Origin of the sequence: Alcaligenes sp. AB3, assembly GCF_031844565.1 — a bacterium.
Classification (GTDB): domain Bacteria; phylum Pseudomonadota; class Gammaproteobacteria; order Burkholderiales; family Burkholderiaceae_B; genus Alcaligenes; species Alcaligenes faecalis.
In genome coordinates this window covers 698,459-718,254 of the sequence record NZ_JAUZVM010000001.1, presented here as the reverse complement: position 1 = coordinate 718,254, position 19,796 = coordinate 698,459, and the positions used below count along the sequence as shown (strand labels likewise).

Annotated in this window: 16 protein-coding genes; 10 read left to right on the top strand and 6 right to left on the bottom strand. The window is 57.1% G+C overall.

Features of this window, described 5'->3' with window-relative positions; translation table 11 throughout:
* Window positions 1-139: 139 nt before the first annotated feature.
* Entirely contained in the window at window positions 140-2,434 is a 2,295-nt protein-coding gene (gene metE, locus Q9R35_RS03340; RefSeq protein ID WP_311219333.1) for a 5-methyltetrahydropteroyltriglutamate--homocysteine S-methyltransferase, read from the bottom strand.
* A 117-nt stretch (window positions 2,435-2,551) separates the two neighbouring features.
* Between metE and Q9R35_RS03335 the strand changes: the two genes are divergently transcribed.
* Window positions 2,552-3,472: a LysR family transcriptional regulator gene (locus Q9R35_RS03335; RefSeq protein WP_042481121.1), complete on the top strand. Its 921-nt coding sequence runs from the start codon at window positions 2,552-2,554 to the stop codon at window positions 3,470-3,472.
* A gap of 162 nt (window positions 3,473-3,634) precedes the next feature.
* Here the strand turns inward: Q9R35_RS03335 and recX are convergent, their stop codons facing one another.
* Together recX and recA are read right to left on the bottom strand one after the other, a co-directional pair.
* Window positions 3,635-4,183 (bottom strand): recombination regulator RecX, encoded by a 549-nt coding sequence (gene recX, locus Q9R35_RS03330; RefSeq protein ID WP_269848168.1) that lies wholly within the window; start codon window positions 4,181-4,183, stop codon window positions 3,635-3,637.
* A gap of 83 nt (window positions 4,184-4,266) precedes the next feature.
* Window positions 4,267-5,349: a recombinase RecA gene (gene recA, locus Q9R35_RS03325; protein ID WP_311219332.1), complete on the bottom strand. Its 1,083-nt coding sequence runs from the start codon at window positions 5,347-5,349 to the stop codon at window positions 4,267-4,269.
* 206 nt (window positions 5,350-5,555) lie between these two features.
* Here recA and Q9R35_RS03320 point away from each other — a divergent pair, with 206 nt between their 5' ends.
* From Q9R35_RS03320 to Q9R35_RS03305, 4 genes are all read left to right on the top strand, one after another.
* Window positions 5,556-6,245, top strand: coding sequence for a response regulator transcription factor (locus tag Q9R35_RS03320; RefSeq protein WP_003799515.1), 690 nt, complete (start codon window positions 5,556-5,558; stop codon window positions 6,243-6,245).
* A 10-nt stretch (window positions 6,246-6,255) separates the two neighbouring features.
* Entirely contained in the window at window positions 6,256-7,713 is a 1,458-nt protein-coding gene (locus Q9R35_RS03315; protein WP_042481130.1) for a sensor histidine kinase, read from the top strand.
* Window positions 7,714-7,717: 4 nt separating this feature from the next.
* A complete protein-coding gene (locus tag Q9R35_RS03310) occupies window positions 7,718-9,391 on the top strand; it encodes an MFS transporter (protein ID WP_042481133.1) in 1,674 nt (557 codons plus the stop codon).
* Window positions 9,392-9,560: 169 nt separating this feature from the next.
* Window positions 9,561-10,457: a recombination-associated protein RdgC gene (locus Q9R35_RS03305; RefSeq protein WP_042481134.1), complete on the top strand. Its 897-nt coding sequence runs from the start codon at window positions 9,561-9,563 to the stop codon at window positions 10,455-10,457.
* A 37-nt stretch (window positions 10,458-10,494) separates the two neighbouring features.
* On the opposite strand, the gene Q9R35_RS03300 is transcribed toward Q9R35_RS03305, so the two are convergent.
* Window positions 10,495-11,547: an AraC family transcriptional regulator gene (locus Q9R35_RS03300; RefSeq protein ID WP_171902897.1), complete on the bottom strand. Its 1,053-nt coding sequence runs from the start codon at window positions 11,545-11,547 to the stop codon at window positions 10,495-10,497.
* Window positions 11,548-11,661: 114 nt separating this feature from the next.
* On the opposite strand from Q9R35_RS03300, the gene Q9R35_RS03295 reads away from it, so the two are divergent.
* The 5 genes from Q9R35_RS03295 to Q9R35_RS03275 all read left to right on the top strand — a co-directional run bounded on the left by Q9R35_RS03295 (window position 11,662) and on the right by Q9R35_RS03275 (window position 17,642).
* Window positions 11,662-13,269, top strand: a complete 1,608-nt coding sequence (locus Q9R35_RS03295; RefSeq protein ID WP_311219331.1) for a long-chain-fatty-acid--CoA ligase — start codon at window positions 11,662-11,664, stop codon at window positions 13,267-13,269.
* Between the two features lie 44 nt (window positions 13,270-13,313).
* Window positions 13,314-14,108, top strand: coding sequence for a crotonase/enoyl-CoA hydratase family protein (locus Q9R35_RS03290; RefSeq protein ID WP_009461766.1), 795 nt, complete (start codon window positions 13,314-13,316; stop codon window positions 14,106-14,108).
* A gap of 51 nt (window positions 14,109-14,159) precedes the next feature.
* On the top strand, window positions 14,160-14,477 hold the full coding sequence (locus Q9R35_RS03285; protein WP_042481144.1) for a DUF485 domain-containing protein: 318 nt from the start codon (window positions 14,160-14,162) through the stop codon (window positions 14,475-14,477).
* A complete protein-coding gene (gene actP / locus Q9R35_RS03280; RefSeq protein WP_042481147.1) occupies window positions 14,474-16,042 on the top strand; it encodes a cation/acetate symporter ActP in 1,569 nt (522 codons plus the stop codon). The genes Q9R35_RS03285 and actP overlap by 4 nt, the downstream gene beginning before the upstream one ends.
* Before the next feature lie 79 nt (window positions 16,043-16,121).
* Complete coding sequence (locus Q9R35_RS03275; RefSeq protein WP_045930020.1) at window positions 16,122-17,642, top strand: CoA-acylating methylmalonate-semialdehyde dehydrogenase; 1,521 nt, start codon at window positions 16,122-16,124, stop codon at window positions 17,640-17,642.
* A gap of 184 nt (window positions 17,643-17,826) precedes the next feature.
* Here the strand turns inward: Q9R35_RS03275 and Q9R35_RS03270 are convergent, their stop codons facing one another.
* The gene (locus Q9R35_RS03270; RefSeq protein WP_042481154.1) at window positions 17,827-19,122 is read right to left on the bottom strand and encodes an aspartate carbamoyltransferase; all 1,296 of its coding nucleotides are present in this window, start codon (window positions 19,120-19,122) and stop codon (window positions 17,827-17,829) included.
* Between the two features lie 161 nt (window positions 19,123-19,283).
* A complete protein-coding gene (locus Q9R35_RS03265) occupies window positions 19,284-19,739 on the bottom strand; it encodes a hypothetical protein (RefSeq protein WP_197313766.1) in 456 nt (151 codons plus the stop codon).
* Between the last annotated feature and the right edge of the window lie 57 nt (window positions 19,740-19,796).

Genomic DNA, 19,796 nt, shown 5'->3' with positions numbered 1-19,796 from the left:
CGGTATACCAAATTTGCATGAAAAAAACGACCGCCCGTCAGGCGGTCGTTTTCGTTCTGCCTGGAAAATCCGGGAACAAGGTGGGATGTGCCCTGCTCTGACATTCCATTCAGGCGGTTTATTTCATGCCTGCACTAAATCAGGCAGCCGCCCGCAATGCTTTGGCTGCATCCACCATGGCCAGCAAGGAAGCTTCGGTCTCAGCCCAGCCCCGTGTCTTCAAACCGCAGTCCGGATTTACCCACAAACGGTCGGCGGGCAGACGCTTGGCCGCCTCCCCCATCAAGCCCACCATCCAGTCCTTGTCAGGCACGTTGGGAGAGTGAATGTCGTAGACGCCAGGGCCGATATGGTTGGGGTACTCGAAGTTTTCGAAGACATCCAGCAAGAGCATATTGGAGCGCGAGGTTTCAATTGTGATTACATCCGCGTCCATATCAGCAATGGACTGCATGATGTCGTTGAACTCCGAATAGCACATATGCGTGTGGATCTGCGTTTCATCCGAGACCGCGCTGGTAGACAGGCGGAAACAATCCACGGCCCAATCCAGATACGCCTGCCAGTCGCCTTGACGTAGCGGCAAGCCTTCGCGAAAGGCCGGTTCATCCAGTTGAATGACATGAATCCCAGCTTGCTCCAGATCGGAGACCTCGTCCCGCAGCGCCAAGGCCAACTGACGGCAGGTATCCGCACGCGGCTGGTCGTCACGAACAAAAGACCATTGCAGCATCGTCACCGGCCCAGTCAACATGCCTTTGACGGGTCGCTCGGTCAAGGACTGGGCATAGGAAGACCAGGCCACGCTCATGGGTGCCAAACGCAACACATCACCAAAGATAATCGGCGGCTTCACACAACGTGAACCGTAGCTTTGCACCCAGCCATTTTGTGTAAAGGCAAAACCGCCCAGCAGCTCACCAAAATACTCCACCATATCGTTGCGTTCGGCCTCTCCATGTACCAGAACATCCAGTCCAACGCGTTCCTGAAAACGGATGACCTGCTCGATTTCAGCCTGCATGGCTTTTTCATAAGCTGCATCACTGAGAGCACCACCGCGCCAATCGCGACGGGCTGTGCGAATTTCCGTGGTCTGGGGGAACGAGCCAATCGTGGTGGTGGGAAAAGCAGGCAAATTCAGCTTATTGCGCTGGGCCTGAATACGCTGGAAAAATGGCGTACGTTGACGCTTGAGCTGGTCAATTTTGGCCATCTGAGCTTGTACGGCAGGATTGTGTGTGCGCCTGGACTCACGGCGCGCTCTCAACGCGGCTTGTTGCGCTTGAACCGCCTGCTGCCCCGCTTCATCCAAAGTGCCATCCAGCAATCCTTGCAAGAGCTTCAATTCGTCCAATTTCTGCACAGCGAAAGACAGCCAGCTCTTTAACTCCGCATCCAGGCCAGTTTCACTTTGTACATCCATGGGCACATGCAGGAGCGAGCAGGATGGCGCAATCCACAATCGCTCGCCCAACGCCGCTTTCAAGGGCTCCAGGGTTTGCAGTGTTTTTTCCAGATCAGTACGCCAAATATCACGCCCCGAGATGACACCGGCAGACAGCACCTGGTCTTGCCCCAATACCGCTTGCACCGCCTGTAAAGCAGCCGGGGCGCGCACAGCGTCCACATGCACACCCGCAATGGGCAAGTCTTTCAAGACCGTGACATTTTCGTGCAGATCATCAAAATAGGTCGCCAGCAGCAGCTTCAAACCGGATTGGTTCAAATCTTGATAGACGCGGCGGAAGGCGTCCTGCCACTCTTGAGGCAAATCCAGAACCAGAACAGGTTCATCAATCTGCACCCACTCCACACCCTGAGCTTTGAAACGGGCCAGCACTTGTTCATAAACGGGCAACAAGGCATCCAGCAAAGCGAGCTTGCCCACATCAGCCAGACCTTCATACGCGTCGCCCTTGCCCAGCCACAACCAGGTCAGCGGGCCGGGAATGACAGGCTTGACCTTGTGTCCCAAAGCCTGGGCTTCGTCAACCTGCTCAAACAAGCATTCACGGGCAATCCGGAAGCTCTGGCCGGGCGTGAACTCAGGGACGATGTAGTGGTAATTCGTATCGAACCACTTGGTCATTTCACAAGCGGCGGCCGGCCTACCGCTAGGCGCACGGCCACGCGCCATGCGAAACAAGGTATCCAAAGATACGGGCGCATTGTCGGCCTGGCCGAACCGTGCGGGAACGGCCCCCAGCAAGGTGCTCCACTCCAGAATCTGGTCATACCAGGCAAAGTCACCCACAGGCACGGTGTCCAGGCCAGCCTTGTTTTGCAAATCCCAATGCCGGGCGCGCAGGGCTTTGCCGGTATCCAAAAGCTCTTGCTGGCTTAGCTGACCGGCCCAATAGGCTTCCAAAGAGCGCTTCAGTTCGCGCTGCTCACCCATACGGGGGAAACCCAGATTATGAATAATAGTCATAGTAAGCCCATAAATTAGAAATAGGAGGCCCGTATCAGGCGCTTGGGAACCATTGTGCCTGTATAATTACTTGAAAAAAAATCAAATACACCATGCTATTTATGAGTTTTCCTCAATATGCTTGAAATTCGTCATCTAGAGACTCTGACCGCCATTCGGGACAGTGGCAGTCTGCAGGAAGCCGCCGAGCGCCTGCATGTCACGCAGTCCGCCCTCTCCCACCAGCTACGCGATCTGGAAGTGCGGCTGCAAGTGCAATTGCTGAACCGGCGCACCCGCCCTGCCCGCCTGACCACGGCTGCCTTGCGCATTCTGGTTCTGGCCGATGACATTTTGCCGCGTGTGCGTGCTACCGAACGCGACCTGCAACGGCTTGCCGCCGGACGTACGGGTCGTCTGCATGTGGCGATTGATTGCCACTCCTGCTTTCAATGGTTGATGCCCGCGCTGGACGCCTTCAGGCAGCAATGGCCTGATGTCACGCTGGACTTGAGTGCGGCGTTTTCTTTTGCGCCCTTGCCCGCCTTGCTGCGAGGGGATCTGGATGTGGTGATTACCTCGGACCCACAGGACAATCCCGCCGTCCACTACGAGCCCCTGTTTCGCTATGAGCTGGTGCTGGCTGTCTCCAACCAGCACCCCTTGTCGCAATACCGCTACGTCGAACCTTTCCAATTGACGGATCAGGTCCTCATCACCTACCCGGTGGAACGCAATCGCCTGGATATTTTCACGCAGTTCCTGACGCCTGCCGATGTAGAACCCGCTGCTATTCGGCAGGCCGAGCTGACGCCCATGATCGTGCAACTGGTCGCCAGCCAACGCGGCGTGACGGCTTTACCGAACTGGGCTTTGACGGAGTTTCTGAACCCGGCCTCCATTCGCACTTGCCGCTTGGGAGAGCACGGCATCTGGCGCACGCTTTACGCCACAGTACGCAGTGAGGATTTACAGGCGGATTATGTGCAGGCCTTTTTGGCACAGGCACGCGAGACCTGCTTCAAGAGCCTGCAAGGGATTGTGGCGGCGCAGCCTTGAACTCGTTAACCAAGGCATGGCAAAACGCTTGAGCCACTCTATAAATAGAGGGAACGCACAGGCGAGTGTGATTCAATTCGAACGCACCCGCCTTTTTTGAGGGCGTCAGTATTACAAGCCAGGGGCACTACATACCGCAGCACTGCAAACGAAAGAAGAAATTCAAGCCGGATCGTCTTCCCAGTCACCCAATATTTGCTGCAAGATACGGCCCGAGAAGCCGCGGCTGGCCATGAAGCGATATTGTTTAGCGTAACTGCGGGGATCATCTGGTGGCGCACTGAACTTCTTGCCCCACACTTGCTTGGCCCGTTCCAGCTCGGTCGCCATCAATTCTTCTTTGATAATTTCAGTCTGCTCTACATCCACGCCATGCTGGCGCAGTTCTTGCAGAATGACCCGGGTGCCCACACGCGAGGCACGGCGGTTGACGACACTATGCGCAAAGCGCTCGTTGGACAGCCATTTCTGTTCAACCAAAGCGTCGAGCAAGGCTTCCACTTCTTCAGCACTTTCTGCATGAGGGGCCAGTCGGCGGCCCAATTCCAGGCGCGAGTATTCGCGTCGGGATAAAAAGTTCAAGGCTCTGGCTTTAAGAGACAGCCCCGGCCGTTTGGGCGGGGCTTTCTTTTCCGCAGCCGGAGCATCCTCACCCGAGCTTTCTTCTACGTTTCTGCCCGCCCGTGTGGGCCGGGCAGAAAGCGCAGCAATGCGTTCCCTTTGAGCTTGTTTACGCTCCCGGATTTCCTCCGGGTCTGTCTCAAAGGGATCATCATCGAACTCTGGGGGAAAAATCAGACTTCTCCCCCGGCCGGATCAACCACAGGAGCAGCGGCTGGGCGGCTGACAGCAGCGCTCATCAGGGCAACGCCCAGTTTTTCACGCACCTTGTTTTCGATTTCACGGGCCAGTTCGGGGCGCTCTTTCAGGAATTCACGCACATTGTCCTTACCTTGGCCAATGCGGTTGCCATCGTAGCTATACCAGGCACCGGCCTTGTCGACCACACCGGTTTGGACGCCCAGATCGATAATCTCGCCTTCGCGGGAAATACCGCTGCCGTACATGATGTCGAATTCGGTTTGCTTGAAGGGAGGCGCAACCTTGTTCTTGACCACTTTGACGCGGGTTTCGTTACCCACCATTTCGTCGCCACGCTTGATGGAACCGATACGGCGGATATCCAGACGCACAGAGGAGTAAAACTTCAGTGCGTTACCACCCGTGGTGGTTTCAGGGTTGCCGAACATGACGCCAATCTTCATACGAATCTGGTTAATGAAGATAACCATGCAATTGGCGCGCTTGATGGTCGCCGTCAATTTACGCAGGGCTTGGCTCATCAGACGAGCTTGCAGACCGGGCAAGGAATCGCCCATATCGCCTTCGATTTCAGCCTTGGGAGTCAGGGCGGCAACCGAGTCAATAACGATCAGGTCTACCGAACCCGAACGCACCAGGGCTTCGGTAATTTCCAGAGCCTGCTCGCCGGTATCGGGCTGGGAGATCAGCAGATCGCCCAGGTTCACGCCCAGCTTTTGAGCGTATTGCACGTCCAGCGCGTGCTCGGCATCAATAAAGGCACATGTGCCTTTGAGCTTTTGCATTTCTGCAATGACTTGCAGGGTCAGCGTGGTTTTACCCGAGGACTCCGGGCCGTAAATCTCAATAACGCGACCACGTGGCAGACCACCGACGCCCAAAGCAATGTCCAGACCCAGCGAACCCGTGGAGACCACCTGGATGTCATGCTCGACGTTGTCGTCGCCATAACGCATGATCGAGCCCTTGCCGAACTGCTTTTCGATTTGCGACAGAGCGGCGGCCAGCGCTTTGGAACGTTCCGAGGCCACTGCTTTGCTGTTTTTATCGTCCATGAAAAATCCTTGACTGTGGAATGGCGCCCCAACGGACGGGCACGGCAATTAAAAATCAAACCTAATTATTGCATCAAATTATACTGTATATATACACAGATATTCAAATAAATTAGCTAGCCGCCATCGTTATCCCCTACTGACCAGCCTTACAGCCTTGTGCAACAATGCCGAACAGCCATTCAATCATCTGTTTGTGTAGGGTCATGCGCATACTCATAGCTGAAGACGACAGTATTCTCGCGGATGGACTTTCTCGCTCCTTACGCTACGAAGGCTATGCGGTCGATGTCGTGCACGATGGCGATAGCGCCGACTCGGCCTTGCAGCTGCAAAGCTTTGACCTTCTGATCCTGGATCTGGACCTGCCCAAAAAGCCCGGCCTGTCGGTGCTGCAGTCTATCCGACAGCGTCAGGACACCCTCCCCGTACTGATTCTGACAGCCAGCGACACCGTAGAACAGCGTGTGCGCGGTCTGGACCTGGGCGCGGACGACTATATGTCCAAACCCTTTGCACTGACCGAGCTGGAAGCCCGCGTACGCGCCCTGACGCGTCGCAGCACAGGCACCAGCAGCGCCTTGCTGCATCACAAACGGCTCAGCTTCGACCTGAAAGGTCGCATGGCTTATATAGACAATCAGCCCTTGGAGCTGTCCGCACGGGAAACCAGCTTGCTGGAGATTTTCCTGTCACGTAGCGGTCGCATGATCAGCAAGAACCAGTTTGTGGACCTGCTCTGTGAGTGGGGTGAGGAAGTCACCCCTAACGCCATCGAGGTCTATATCCATCGCCTGCGCAAAAAGCTGGAGCCCAGCGGCGTACGCATCCTGACTGTACGTGGTCTGGGATACTGTCTGGAACCGGAAAAACTGCGAGAAGACGCTCCAGCCTAAGGGATCGTCCATGCAGCACGCTACACCCCCGCCCAAGAACACTGCCGCGCCGGCCAAAGGCAAGCGCGTTGCACCGCGCCCGCTCATCCACAAAATCATGATCTGGATTTTCGGGCCTTTGTTTTTGCTGTGGACGGTGGGCATTGTCATTACCTATTTCATCGCCCAGCACATTGCAAATTCCCCCTACGACCGCACCTTGCGCGATCACCTGGACTTGTTGAGGGTGGAAATCAGCCACCAGGATCTGAGCCAACCCATTCATTTGTCCCACGGGGCACAGACAATCTTGCGCCAGGAAAGTCCTACGCCCACGCTGTGGCAAATCCGCGATGCCAATGGCGACCCTTTGGCCGGCAATGCCAATTTGCCGGTTCCCGACAGTTGGGGATATGACACTGACCTGCTGCGCTACCGTGACGTTGTTCTGGACGATCAAAGCTTGCGGCTGGCCTATGTCTGGGGCGGCAAGGACAAAAACAACACGCCCTTTCTGGCGGTTGCCGCCGAAACCAACGAACATAGAGCGGTGCTACACAGAGAAATTCTGATCGGGATGCTGACACCGCAATTCATTCTGGTCCCGCTGGCGGCCATGCTGGCGGGCCTGGGGTTGACACATGGCTTGGAGCCGCTGAACCTGCTGCAAGCGCGCCTGCGAGCTCGTGCGCCCGGTGACTTGTCGCCGGTGGATCAGGAGCAGGCACCTGCCGAAATCGTCCCACTGATTGATGCCATGAATGGGCTACTAGCCCAGCAGGCGCAGTTTTCAGCGACTCAAAGACAGTTTGTGGCCAATGCAGCCCACCAGTTGAAAACGCCGCTGGCGGGGATACGCACCCAGGCTGAACTGGCCCTGCGTGAACGCGACCCCAAGCAGACCGAAGCTAGCTTGCAGCAACTGGTACGCGGCACTGACCGCGCCACGCGCCTGGTCACCCAAATGCTGGCCTTGGCTCGTGCCGAGAGCAGCGATGCCCTGTATGCCCCCACCAAGCAAACCCTGGACCTGAACACGCTGACTGAATTGCATGTGGGCCAGCGGGTACCGGATGCCTTGAAGCTTGGGCTGGATCTGGGCCTGGAAAACACTAGCAAGGCCATCCTCTTGCAGGCTGACCCGGTCCTGCTCGATGAGCTGATCAACAATCTGCTGGATAACGCCCTGATCTATACCCCGGCGGGTGGCTGGATCACCATGCGTACCGGCCAGGCGCAAGACAAGGCCTGGCTGGAAATTGAAGACAACGGCCCCGGCATTCCCGCCGAACACAAGGCTCGGATTTTTGACCGTTTTTATCGCATCATGGGCAACCAGGCGGACGGCAGTGGTCTGGGACTGGCCATTGTGCGGGAGATTGCCGAGATTCACGGTGCCTCCATCGACTTCATGCCACTGACCGGGGGCCAGGAAAGCGGCTTGCGCCTACGTGTCAGTTTCCCACTGTCTTTGCCTTGGAGAGCCTGAACACATGCCCCAGACAATCACCAGTGCTGCCATCCCCAAAGCCAAGAACAAGCTGGATGCTCAAGGCCGTAAGGTTATTTTTGCCTCCGCCCTGGGCACCATGTTCGAGTGGTACGACTTCTACCTGTACGGCTCCATGGCCGCCATTCTGGCGCAACACTTCTTTTCGGCTGTTAACCCGACGGCTGGCTTCATCTTTGCGCTGCTGGCCTTTGCCGCCGGCTTTGCCGTACGCCCCTTTGGCGCGCTGCTCTTTGGCCGCATTGGCGATCGGGTGGGCCGCAAGTACACCTTTCTGATCACCATTTTGCTGATGGGACTGTCCACCTTTTTAGTCGGTGTACTACCCAGCTATGAAGCCATCGGAATTGCCGCCCCCATCATGTTGATCGTCCTGCGTCTGCTGCAAGGGCTGGCCATGGGTGGCGAGTATGGCGGTGCCGCCACCTATGTGGCCGAGTACGCCCCCCAGCACCGTCGCGGCTTTTACACCAGCTGGATTCAGACTACCGCGTCGGTCGGCTTGCTGCTGTCCCTGCTGGTCATCATGGGCATACGCAGTCTGGTCGGCGAAGAGGCGTTTGTTGTTTGGGGCTGGCGCATTCCCTTTCTGATTTCCGTGCTGCTGCTGGCAATTTCCGTCTGGATACGGATGAACCTGAAAGAGTCCCCAGCCTTCCAGCACATCAAGGACGAAGGCACGCTGTCGACCTCGCCCATTACCGAATCCTTTGGGCGCTGGGCAAATCTGCGCATCGCCTTGCTGGCCCTGTTCGGGCTGACCGCAGGCCAAGGCGTGGTCTGGTACACGGGGCAGTTTTACGCCCTGTTCTTCATCACGCAAATGCTGGGTTTGCACGCCACGCTGGCACAAACCTTGATGGTGATTTCACTGCTGCTGGCCACTCCGCTATTTATCTTTTTTGGCTGGCTCTCGGACCAAATCGGGCGCAAACCCATCATTCTGACGGGCTGTTTATTGGCCGCCCTGACCTACTACCCGGTCTTTCAGGGCCTGGCCTATTTCGCCAACCCCGCCTTGGTTCAGGCACAACGCAACGCGCCCGTCACCGTCATTACCGACCCGGCCAGCTGTTCCTTCCAGTTCAATCCGGTAGGCAGCCACACCTTCACCAGCTCTTGCGATATCGTGAAGTCCTATATGGCCAGCCATGCGGTCAGCTACAACAACGTCAAGGGCACGCCCGGCCAAGTGGCCCAGGTCCGCATTGGCGATCATGTGATTGATGGCTTTGAAGGCGGCCATCTGAGCCGTGCCGATTTTGCCCGGCATTCACAAGAGCTGCGCAATGAGCTTACCCAGACCATGCGCCAGTACGGCTACCCGGATGGCGCAGACCCGGAGCAGATCAATAAAGTGATGCTGGTGGTCCTGCTGACCTATCTGGTGGCGTTGGTTACGGCAGTCTATGGCCCCATTGCGGCCATGCTGGTGGAGATGTTCCCGATCCGCATCCGCTACACCTCCATGAGTCTGCCCTATCACATTGGCAATGGCTGGTTCGGGGGCTTTTTGCCCACCCTGTCCTTTGCCATGATTGCCGTCACTGGCAATATTTATGATGGTTTGTGGTACCCGATTCTGGTCTGTCTGGTAACTGTGGCGATTGGTGCGCCCTTTGTGCGCGAAACCCGCCACAACGACATCAATCGTTAGCAAGCTCAGGCATCAAAACGCCTTGCGCCTGTCATTTCCCGCCCCCTGTCAAGCAAATGCAAGGGTCCGTAAATGGCGGGGCGACACAGGAAGATCTGCGCGTACAATCGAACATTGCCTCGGGCTTTAACGCCCGCCCCTTTTCTTCTGTTTATTTATCTTCGTATCCATGTGGTTTAAGAATCTACGCATCTATCGCCTCTCCCCCGACTGGGTATGTTCCGCCGAAGAGCTGGAAGAAGCTCTTTCCAAACACAGCTTCACCCCTGGTTCCAGCCAGGAACCGCTAAGCCTGGGCTGGGTCAGCCCACGCGAGAACAATGCCCTGGTGCATGAAGTCAACGGTCAGTATCTGATCGCCCTGCGCGCCGAAAAGAAGCTGCTGCCCACCACCGTGATCAATCAGGTCGCTCGTGAAAAGGCTCGTGATATCGAAGAGCAGCAAGGCTACAAACCCGGCCGCAAGCAAATGAAGGAAATCAAGGAACAAGTCATTGTGGACTTGATGCCGCGTGCCTTCGCCGTCTCGCGCGACACCCGTGTGTGGCTGGATACGCGCAACCACTGGCTGGCCATCGATGCCGCGGCCACGGCCAAGAGTGACGAAGTGCTGGGCCTGCTGGCCAAGAGCGTGGAACCCTTCCCCGTGCAGCCTCTGTACACCGAGCAATCGCCTGGTGCGGCCATGACCTCCTGGCTGGTAGACGAAGAGCAACTGGCCAACTTCACGGTCGACCAGGACACCGAGCTGCGCTCCACAGGTGACAGCGGTGCTGCTGTGCGCTACGTAAAGCAAAGCGCCGACATTGACGAAGTGCGCAAGCACGTTGAAGCCGGCAAGCAATGCACTCGTTTGGCCATGACCTGGGCGGATCGCATCAGCTTTGTGCTGACCGATGCGCTGGACGTCAAACGCGTGGCCCCGCTGGACATCCTGACTGAAAAACAAGATGTGACGGCCGTCAACGATGACGAAATCTTTGATGCCGACATGACCTTGATGACCTCCGAACTGGCCAAGATGATCAGCGATCTGGTCGAAGTCCTGGGCGGCGAACGCAAGTAAAGGCCAGGCCGGGCTCAAACCCGGCTAGGGCCGCCCTTCAGGCCAGCTCCTGCTGGGCGGCGCGATACACACCGGGCGTCATGCCCGTCCAATGACGGAAAGCCCGGTGAAATGTCGCTGGCGAACTGAACTTCAATGCGTAAGCAATTTCAGCCAGCGACATATCCTTGCGCAACAATTTAAAAATCGCCAAATCTCGGCGCAACTCATCCTTGATCCCCTGAAACGACAGGCCTTCCTCTTGCAGCCTGCGTATCAGCGTGCGCGCCGACATATGCAATTTGCCGGACACGTCCTGCAAGGTGTGGCCCAAATCGGTATGCAGAATCTCCCGCACTTTCAAGCGCAAGGCGTGCTCGTGATAGGAGGTAAAAATCCAGTCACGCGGCGCCCGTTCCAGAAAGGCCCTGGCCTCTACCTGAGTGCGTTGCGGACGCACCTGGCCCAGCTCCGCCCCGAACAAGATGTGCGAGTACGGCGCATCAAAACTGACTGAAGCCGGAAACAGCACCGAGTAGTCCGCCGCAAAAGCCGGCCGCGGAAACGCAAAGGCCACTTGCTGCACGGGCACCTCGCGCCCCATCAGCCAGGACACAATCCCGTGTGTCAGTTTCAGCATCAGAGCATGACCGAAACGATGCACATAGGCGGTGGGGTAGCGCGGCACCAGTTCAATACCCAATTCTTTATCCGTGCGTATCAGGTTCAGGCTGAAATCATCCAGCAGCAAATTCCAGAACTGGGTGAAGCGATACAAGGCCACATTGATGGACGGCGCATCCCGCACGGTACGCACAATGTATTTCAAGGCCCCGGCGCGTATGGGCCGAGTCCAGAAACCCATCATCTCATCGCCCGTTTTCCTAGCGCTTTCCTGATACAGGCGCACTAATTGATCACGCGTCAAACGAGCGCCGGGCCGATCAATAAAGTCTTTCACGATGCCCGCCTGCTTCAGGCAGTGATCCAGCACCTCTTCGGAATAGCTGGTGCGCAGGCTGTGAAACCAGTCCTGCACCAGATCCAGCGCCACGGTGGCGGTATGGGCTGCATCAATGGGCACCGGGAGCGTGCCGGGCAAAGCATTCATTTCCTATGACCTCTCAAAGATTGTCACTTTTTGCATATTCGACGTCAGTATTCGCTATTGGGTAAGGTGCTAAACCATCCTATGCTGACACACATAATACAAGGAGACATCACCATGTTAGGCACTGGAAATATGATGCATATGCCCTTGCTCATCAGTTCAATTCTCACCCACGCCGTAGAGAATAACCCTGAGCAGGAGATTGTTACCGCTTTGGATAATGGCGAGCTTCATCGCTACAGCTATCTTGAATTTGCCCACCGGGTTCAGGATCTGGCTCTGGGACTGCGCCGTGAAGGTCTGCAGCCCGGCGAGCGCGTGGCGACTTTGGCATGGAACACCTACCGCCACCTGGAAATTTACTACGCCACCTCGGGCATCGGTCTGATCTGTCACACCGTGAACCCGCGTCTGACGCGCGAGCAAATTGCCTTCATCATCAATGATGCCCAAGACACGGTGATGTTCTACGACGAACATTTCGAAGAAATGGTCAGCTATCTGCGCGACCACTGCCCCACCGTCAAACAGTGGGTACGCATGGGCAGTGAAGCTCAAGGCCCTTTGGCCGACGAATACGAAAGCTGGCTGGGCAACGACACGACGGGCTTTGAATGGCCCGTGTTTGACGAGAATACCGCCAGCGGCCTGTGCTACACCTCCGGCACCACGGGCGATCCCAAAGGCGCGCTGTACACCCATCGCTCCACTCTCTTGCATGCCTACGCCTCGGCCCACCCGAACGCACTGTGCATTGCCAGCGCTGACGCCGTCATGCCTTTGGTCCCCATGTTTCACGTCAATGCCTGGGGCCTGCCTTACTCGGGCCTGATGTCCGGTGCCAAGCTGGTGCTGCCCGGTGCCAACCTTCAAGGCGAGCGCATTTATTCCCTGTGCGAACGCGCTGGTGTCACCTTGTCTGCCGGTGTACCCACCATATGGAAAACCGTGTTGGACTATGCCAAAGCCAATGACAAGCAATTCAGCACCCTGGGCCGCATTCTGATCGGTGGCTCAGCTTGCCCACCCAATATGATCGCAGCCTGGGCGGGCTACGGCATTACCGTGCGCCACGCCTGGGGCATGACAGAAACCTCGCCGCTGGGCACGGTGTGCCAATTGCTGCCCAAACACAAGGACTTGCCCGAAGCCCAGAAACAGCACGTGCTGGCCTCGCAAGGCCGTGCCCTGTTCGGCGCACGCCTGAAAACCGTCGACGACGAGGGTAATACCCTGCCACGCGATGGCAAAAGCAGCGGTCACCTGCTGATCCAGGGCAACTGGATCATGGATCGCTATTACGGCAAGCCCGATCTTGCCAGTGAGAACGGCTGGTTCCGCACGGGCGACGTAGGCTCCATCGATGCCGACGGCTACGTCTACATTACCGACCGCAGCAAGGATGTGATCAAGTCCGGCGGCGAATGGATCTCCTCGATCGAGATCGAAAACATCGCCATGGAAGAACCCTTGGTTGAACTGGCTGCCTGCATCGCCCAGGCCGACAACAAATGGGGAGAACGCCCCGTGCTGTTCGTGGTGCCACGCGAAGGCGCTGAGCTGGACGAGGCCCACATGCTGGAGCGCTATCAGGACCGCGTCACCCGCTGGTCCGTACCCGACAAAGTGATTTTCATTGAACAGATGCCCATGACGGCAACTGGAAAGATTCAAAAAATGGCATTGCGCAAAATGCTGGCGGATCAAACCGATCCCAGCTGATTTGCACCACTGCCTTCGCATTTACGTAACACAAGGAGTTTTTTATGGCCGCCCCTTTCCTGCTCACCACCGAGTTGGACAACATCGGAATTGTCACGCTGAACAAGGCGCACAAGCGCAACGCCCTGGATGAAGATGCCATTGCTGAAATTGATGCCTACTTCTCCAATATTCCCGAGCACATCCGGGTCATTCTGATGAAGGCAGAAGGCGACCATTTCTGCGCGGGCCTGGACCTGAAAGAACACCATGACAAAGAACGCGGCGCCGTGGATTTTCTGCGCGTCTGCCAGAGCTGGCACCGTGCTTTTGACAAGATCGAACACGGCGGCATCCCGGTGATTGCCTGCCTGCAAGGCGCGGTCGTAGGCGGCGGTCTGGAGCTGGCCAGTGCCGCACATATTCGCGTGGCTGACAGCAGCACCTTCTTTGCCCTGCCTGAAGGCACACGCGGCATCTTTACCGGCGGTGGCGCGACCGTTCGGACCGCAAAAATCATTTCTCCCAACCGCATGATCGAACTGATGCTGACAGGTCGCGTGCTCGATGCCGTGGAAGGAGAACGACTGGGGCTGGCCCACTACGTGTGCAACAACGAAGCCAACCCCAAAACAGCCTATGAGCTGAGCCTGGAACTGGCCCAGCGCATTGCAGGCAATGCCATCTTGTCGAACTACGCCATTGTCAGCTCGATCAGCCGCATTGCCGATATGTCTGCCACCGACGGCCTCTTTGCCGAGGGCTTGATGGCAGCGGTAGTACAGACCGGGCGGGATGTTCAAGAACGCTTGGGCGAGTTTGTTAATAAGAAAGCTCATAAAGTGAAGCCGACCAAATAATATCGGCCAGGCGGACATGGGCAGTAATCACAACAATACGGAGACAAAACCATGCTGTCGCATCAAGAGTTAAGCCGGAAACTAGCCGGACTACAGGAATATGAGCAACTCAAGTCGCAGCGTCGGCGTCTGGCATTTGCCTGCGCCGGCATCTGCCTGGGGCTGACGGGCCTGTTCATCGTGACGGCCATTTTCTGGCCTGGCGTTCTAACCCATGACCTGGGCAGTGGAGGAGCTGTCAACAGTGGCATGGTGTACGGGGTGGGACTGATTTTTGTGTCCTGGTTATTAACTGGCGTCTACATCCACGTCGCCAATACCCGCTTTGACCCGCTGTGCGAGCGAGTACTGACAAAGGTACGCCCATGAATACACAAGCCATTCTGATCTTTGCGGCTTTTGTCCTGGTTACCCTGGGCATCACCTATTGGGCCTCGTCGCGCACTCGCTCCAGTTCGGACTTTTACACCGCCGGGGGCGGCATTACCGGCACGCAAAATGGCCTGGCCATTGTGGGTGACTATATGTCCGCCGCCACTTTGCTGGGCATTTCGTCCCTGGCCTTTACCAATGGCTTTGACTCGCTGCTGTATGCGGTCTGCGCCTTCATGGGCTGGCCGGTCATCATGTTTCTGATTGCCGAACGCTTGCGCAATCTGGGCCGCTACACCCTGAGCGATATCGTGTCCTACCGCCTGGATGAACGCAGCACCCGCATCTTTACCGCAATCAGTTCACTGACGGTGGTGCTGTTCTACCTGATCGTGCAAATGGTCGGGGCCGGACAACTGGTGCAGTTGCTGTTTGGCATCGACTACACCTATGCCGTGGTGGCCGTGGGCTTGCTCATGATGGTGTACGTGGTGGTGGGCGGCATGGTGGCAACCACCTGGGTGCAAATCATCAAGGCTATTTTGATGATGGGCAATGGCTTTCTGATGGCTGGCCTGGCCCTGTACTACTTCAACTTCGACTTTTCCGCTCTGGTCAGTGCAGCGGCTGAACACCACCAGGCTGGCGCCGCCATGAAAGGTCCTTGGAAGCTGATGGCCGATCCGTTCTCGGGTCTGTCTCTGGCGGTTTCGCTGGTGTTTGGCATTGCCGGTCTGCCCCACATCATGATGCGCTTTTTCACCGTACCCGATGCACGCGCGGCCCGTAAATCGGTCTTTGTGGCCACGGGTCTGATGGGCGTCTTCTTTGTGGTGATCTGCTTCCTGGGTCTGGCTGCCATGGCCATCCTGCCCAATCACCCCGAGTTCTATGTGGACGGCAAGGTAGGCGGCATGGTGCTGGGTGGTTCGAACATGCCCATCATGCACCTGGCAACGGCTTTGGGTGGCAACCTGCTGTTTGGTTTGCTGGCTGCCGTGTCCTTTGCCACGATTCTGGCCGTAGTCAGTGGTTTGACCCTGGCCGGCGCCTCGGCAGTTGCCCATGACCTGTATGCCAAAGTCATCCGCCGCGATGATGTCACACCCTCTCAAGCCATGCGCGTCAACCGTCTGGCCTCGATCGGTATCGGTGTTATCGCCATTTTCCTGGGCCTGCTGTTCCGTGACCAGAACGTCGCGTTCCTGGTTGCCCTGGCCTTCAGTATTGCCGCCTCGGCCAACTTCCCGGTCTTGCTGATGTCCATGTACTGGCGCGGCATGACCACTCGTGGCGCCATTTATGGCGGTTTAAGCGGCCTGCTTGTGGCCCTGGGTCTGGTGATTTTGTCGCCAGCCGTCTGGGTCCGCATTCTGGGCTTTTCCGAAGCCGTATTCCCCTACGACTTCCCCACCCTGATTTCCATGCCTTTGGCATTCTTCATGATCTACTTTGTATCGAAACTGGACAGCAGCCGCCGCGCCAGCACAGACCGTGACGGGTTTGACGCCCAGCAGGTTCGCGCTGAAACTGCAGTCGGTATCGCCGCTGTGTCTCACTAGGTACTTGGTACTCTGGCGGTAGCCCAGCCCGATCGGGCTACCGCCCCTTGTTTTAATTCATCCCAGCAGGAGCATCACCATGACAGAGTTAAACACCCCCGAAATTGCTCACTACATCGGAGGTGGCCAGCAGGCTGGCGCCGGTACACGTACTCAACCGGTGTACAACCCGGCCACCGGCCAGGTCAGCGCCAAAGTCAAACTGGGTAGCCAGCAAGATATTGACGCCGCTGTGGCCAGCGCCCAGGCCGCTTTCCCCGCCTGGGCTGACACTCCACCGCTACGCCGCGCCCGCGTGCTGTTCAACTTTCTGGCCTTGCTCAACGAGAACAAGGAAAAGCTGGCAGCCATGATTACAGCCGAGCATGGCAAGGTTCTGTCCGATGCAATGGGCGAAGTCACTCGCGGTATCGAAATTGTGGAATTTGCTTGCGGCATACCTCAGTTGCTCAAAGGCGATTTCACCGAACAGGTCAGCACCAATATCGACAACTGGACCATGCGCCAGCCCCTGGGTGTCGTCGCGGGCATCACCCCGTTCAACTTCCCGGTCATGGTGCCCATGTGGATGTTCCCCGTTGCCATCGCCGCGGGTAACACCTTTGTGCTGAAACCCAGCCCGATCGACCCCAGCCCCAGCCTGTTCATTGCCGAGCTGCTGAAAAAAGCCGGTCTGCCCGATGGCGTGTTCAACGTGGTGCAAGGTGATAAAGACGCAGTTGAGGCCCTGGTCAACCACGAGGACGTGCAAGCCGTGTCCTTTGTGGGTTCCACCCCGATTGCCAACCGCATTTATGAAATGGGCGCTATCGGTGGCAAGCGCGTCCAGGCTCTGGGCGGCGCCAAGAATCACCTGGTCGTCATGCCTGACGCCGACATCGACCTGACCGTGGACGCCCTGATCGGTGCCGCCTACGGCTCGGCAGGCGAACGTTGCATGGCCATCTCGGTAGCCGTGCTGGTGGGTGACTCTGCCGAGCGCATCCTGCCCAAGCTGGAAGAACGCACTCGCAGCCTGAAGATTCTGAACGGCACTAACGCCGCCGCAGAAATGGGCCCCATCGTGACGCAGCAAGCACGCGAACGTATCAGTAGCTGCATCGATAAAGGTGTACAAGAAGGCGCCAAACTGCTGGTGGACGGCCGTCACTTTGACGGCGCCAAAGCCGGTGAGGGTTGCGAGAACGGCTTCTGGATGGGCGGCACCCTGTTCGATCATGTCACCCCCGAGATGAGCGTCTATCAGGATGAAATCTTCGGCCCTGTGCTGTGCTGCGTACGCGTACCGGACCTGGCCAGCGCCATTGAGCTGATCAACAAGCATCAGTTCGGCAACGGTGTGGCATGCTTTACCAGTGACGGTAACGTGGCCCGTGAATTTGGCCGCCGCATCCATGTGGGTATGGTCGGTATCAACGTGCCTATTCCTGTCCCTATGGCCTGGCACGGTTTTGGTGGCTGGAAGAAGAGCCTGTTTGGCGATATGCACGCCTACGGTGAAGAAGGCGTGCGCTTTTACACCCGCCAGAAATCCATCATGCAGCGCTGGCCTGAAAGCATCTCCAAGGGTGCGGAATTTGCCATGCCCACGTCCAAGTAAAAGTGGATGTGCCGGGCTGACTCTTCGTCTCCAAGCGACGATTCGGCCTAGCATATCGCTATAAGTTTGCTCACCCAGCAGACTTAAAAAACACTTTTATCAACGACAAAAAAGCCGGGGCTCTGATTCAGAGCCCCGGCTTTTTTTAATGCTGACGCGTAATTAACGCTGTCACCTGCCCGGCTTAATACATGCCGTGGAAAACGGCATCATCAGGACCAATATGCGATGGAGGGTCCCAGGTCACGTCGCGCATGGAATGCTGCACCAGCGTTTCCACACCCAGCAGCACGGCAAAGATCGCCATACGGACAGGGATACCGTTGTCAGCCTGACGGAAAATGGCCAGGCGCGGATCGTGGTTCAAATCCACGCTCAGGTCATGCGCGCCTTCGCGGCTGTCGCGTGGCAGCGGGTGCATCACGATCACATCGGGGCCGCAGCAGCGGTCGATAATGGCCTTATTGACCTGGAAGTCAGCGGTAAAGCTGCCGTCCTGCCCTTCTTCGAAACGCTCCTTTTGTACACGCGTGGCGTAAATCACATCCACACCGGGCAAGCCTTTTTCCAGGGAGGTCGTCTGCTCAATCACGTGCTTACCTTGCTTGGCAACCTGCTCCACAATGTGCTCAGGCATTTCCAGGCCGGGAGGCGAAATAAGGGTGAATTTCAGGCCACGGTACATACCCAACAGCTTGATCAGGGAGTGCACGGTACGGCCATATTTCAGATCCCCTACGAGGGCGATATGTGCGCCATCCAGCAACTTGCCCAGACGGGAAAACTCCGTGCTGATGGTGTACAGATCCAGCAGCGCCTGGCTGGGGTGTTCGCCCGCGCCGTCACCACCGTTCACCACAGGAATATTGGTGGCACGTGCAAATTCTGCGACCGAGCCTTGCTCGGGGTGACGGATCACCATGGCATCCACATAGCCGCTCATGACGCGGCTGGTGTCGTAAATGGACTCGCCTTTGGCCATGGAAGAAAAGGTAAAGCCGGTGGTGTCACACACCGATCCACCCAGACGGCAAAAGGCCGAGCCAAAGCTGACTCGAGTACGGGTCGAGGCTTCAAAAAACAGGTTACCCAGCACAGCACCTTCCAGCACGCGCGACACTTTTTGACGGCGGGCGATGGGCTGCATGATGTCGGCCAGGCTGCACAGCTCTTCCACGGTTTCACGGGTGAACTGGTCTACGGACAAGAGCTGATGCTTGCCGCCGGTGGCGATACGGTCACGCAAAGGACCGGACTGTGCGCTTTGCGCATACTTGCTCAGCAACGCTTCGTTTTCCACGATTTCCGTGACAAAACGCTGCACCACTTCCGGCATGGCCCGCGACTCCAAAGAGCCTTCAGGCAGCAGCCAGGTGTCCAGCGCGCGACGCTTCACTCCAATACGTGCCGCAAAAACGTCACGAGTCAGGTTTAGGCGACGCATTGCATCACGCAAAAAAACTTGTTGGGAGACGGCCATATCAGCTCTCGCTTATGAAATATACGCAATGCGCACATTCTAAGACGGCAAGCGATAAAAAAGCGAGAAGAAATTGAGGCTATTGCAGAAAATACAACGACAGTCTACGCAGCAAGCCAAAGTCACTGCTGCCCAGACTCACCGCCTAATGGAAACGAAGCTTAAGGATGCTGCCGATACGGCATGTTGTAAGGCGCGGCCTGATCATCATTGGGCACCATGAAGCCCTCGTAATCTTGCTGACCGGAGGTAAGCCACTCGCTATGCTGATAGGCAAAATCAGCCAGGCCCAAGGTACCCCAGACGCCGATCACAAAAAGCGCCAAACTCAAGGCCAAAAAGAAGGCCGAACAGAAACCGGGGATCCAGGCCCAGCGACGTCCTGCTTTGGAGCTGTGCCACGCCAGGGTCCAGTGGCTCCAGCACAAGGCCAGAAACGCCGAGACCAGCCCCATCAGAAAGACGAACAGGGGCAGACGCAAAAAAGCGGGGACAAAAACGGATTCGATCGCTCCAGTGCCCATCAACATGATGAACAGCAGCGCGGCCCCATGCAGGCCGATCAGAACCCGAAAAGAGAGAACATAAAAAGCAAGACTGCCTGGAGGGGTCACCATACCGACTTTCCTGTTATTAACAAGAGCGGCGGGTTTGCACCCACCGCATTTTTCAAA

What these genes read in the sequence shown, in the direction of transcription:
- metE (WP_311219333.1), bottom strand. Translation starts at nt 2,434, where the DNA reads ATGACTATTATTCATAATCTGGGTTTCCCCCGTATGGGTGAGCAGCGC.
- Q9R35_RS03335 (WP_042481121.1), top strand. Translation starts at nt 2,552, where the DNA reads ATGCTTGAAATTCGTCATCTAGAGACTCTGACCGCCATTCGGGACAGT.
- recA (WP_311219332.1), bottom strand. Translation starts at nt 5,349, where the DNA reads ATGGACGATAAAAACAGCAAAGCAGTGGCCTCGGAACGTTCCAAAGCG.
- Q9R35_RS03320 (WP_003799515.1), top strand. Translation starts at nt 5,556, where the DNA reads ATGCGCATACTCATAGCTGAAGACGACAGTATTCTCGCGGATGGACTT.
- Q9R35_RS03315 (WP_042481130.1), top strand. Translation starts at nt 6,256, where the DNA reads ATGCAGCACGCTACACCCCCGCCCAAGAACACTGCCGCGCCGGCCAAA.
- Q9R35_RS03310 (WP_042481133.1), top strand. Translation starts at nt 7,718, where the DNA reads ATGCCCCAGACAATCACCAGTGCTGCCATCCCCAAAGCCAAGAACAAG.
- Q9R35_RS03305 (WP_042481134.1), top strand. Translation starts at nt 9,561, where the DNA reads ATGTGGTTTAAGAATCTACGCATCTATCGCCTCTCCCCCGACTGGGTA.
- Q9R35_RS03300 (WP_171902897.1), bottom strand. Translation starts at nt 11,547, where the DNA reads ATGAATGCTTTGCCCGGCACGCTCCCGGTGCCCATTGATGCAGCCCAT.
- Q9R35_RS03295 (WP_311219331.1), top strand. Translation starts at nt 11,662, where the DNA reads ATGTTAGGCACTGGAAATATGATGCATATGCCCTTGCTCATCAGTTCA.
- Q9R35_RS03290 (WP_009461766.1), top strand. Translation starts at nt 13,314, where the DNA reads ATGGCCGCCCCTTTCCTGCTCACCACCGAGTTGGACAACATCGGAATT.
- Q9R35_RS03285 (WP_042481144.1), top strand. Translation starts at nt 14,160, where the DNA reads ATGCTGTCGCATCAAGAGTTAAGCCGGAAACTAGCCGGACTACAGGAA.
- actP (WP_042481147.1), top strand. Translation starts at nt 14,474, where the DNA reads ATGAATACACAAGCCATTCTGATCTTTGCGGCTTTTGTCCTGGTTACC.
- Q9R35_RS03275 (WP_045930020.1), top strand. Translation starts at nt 16,122, where the DNA reads ATGACAGAGTTAAACACCCCCGAAATTGCTCACTACATCGGAGGTGGC.
- Q9R35_RS03270 (WP_042481154.1), bottom strand. Translation starts at nt 19,122, where the DNA reads ATGGCCGTCTCCCAACAAGTTTTTTTGCGTGATGCAATGCGTCGCCTA.
- Q9R35_RS03265 (WP_197313766.1), bottom strand. Translation starts at nt 19,739, where the DNA reads ATGGTGACCCCTCCAGGCAGTCTTGCTTTTTATGTTCTCTCTTTTCGG.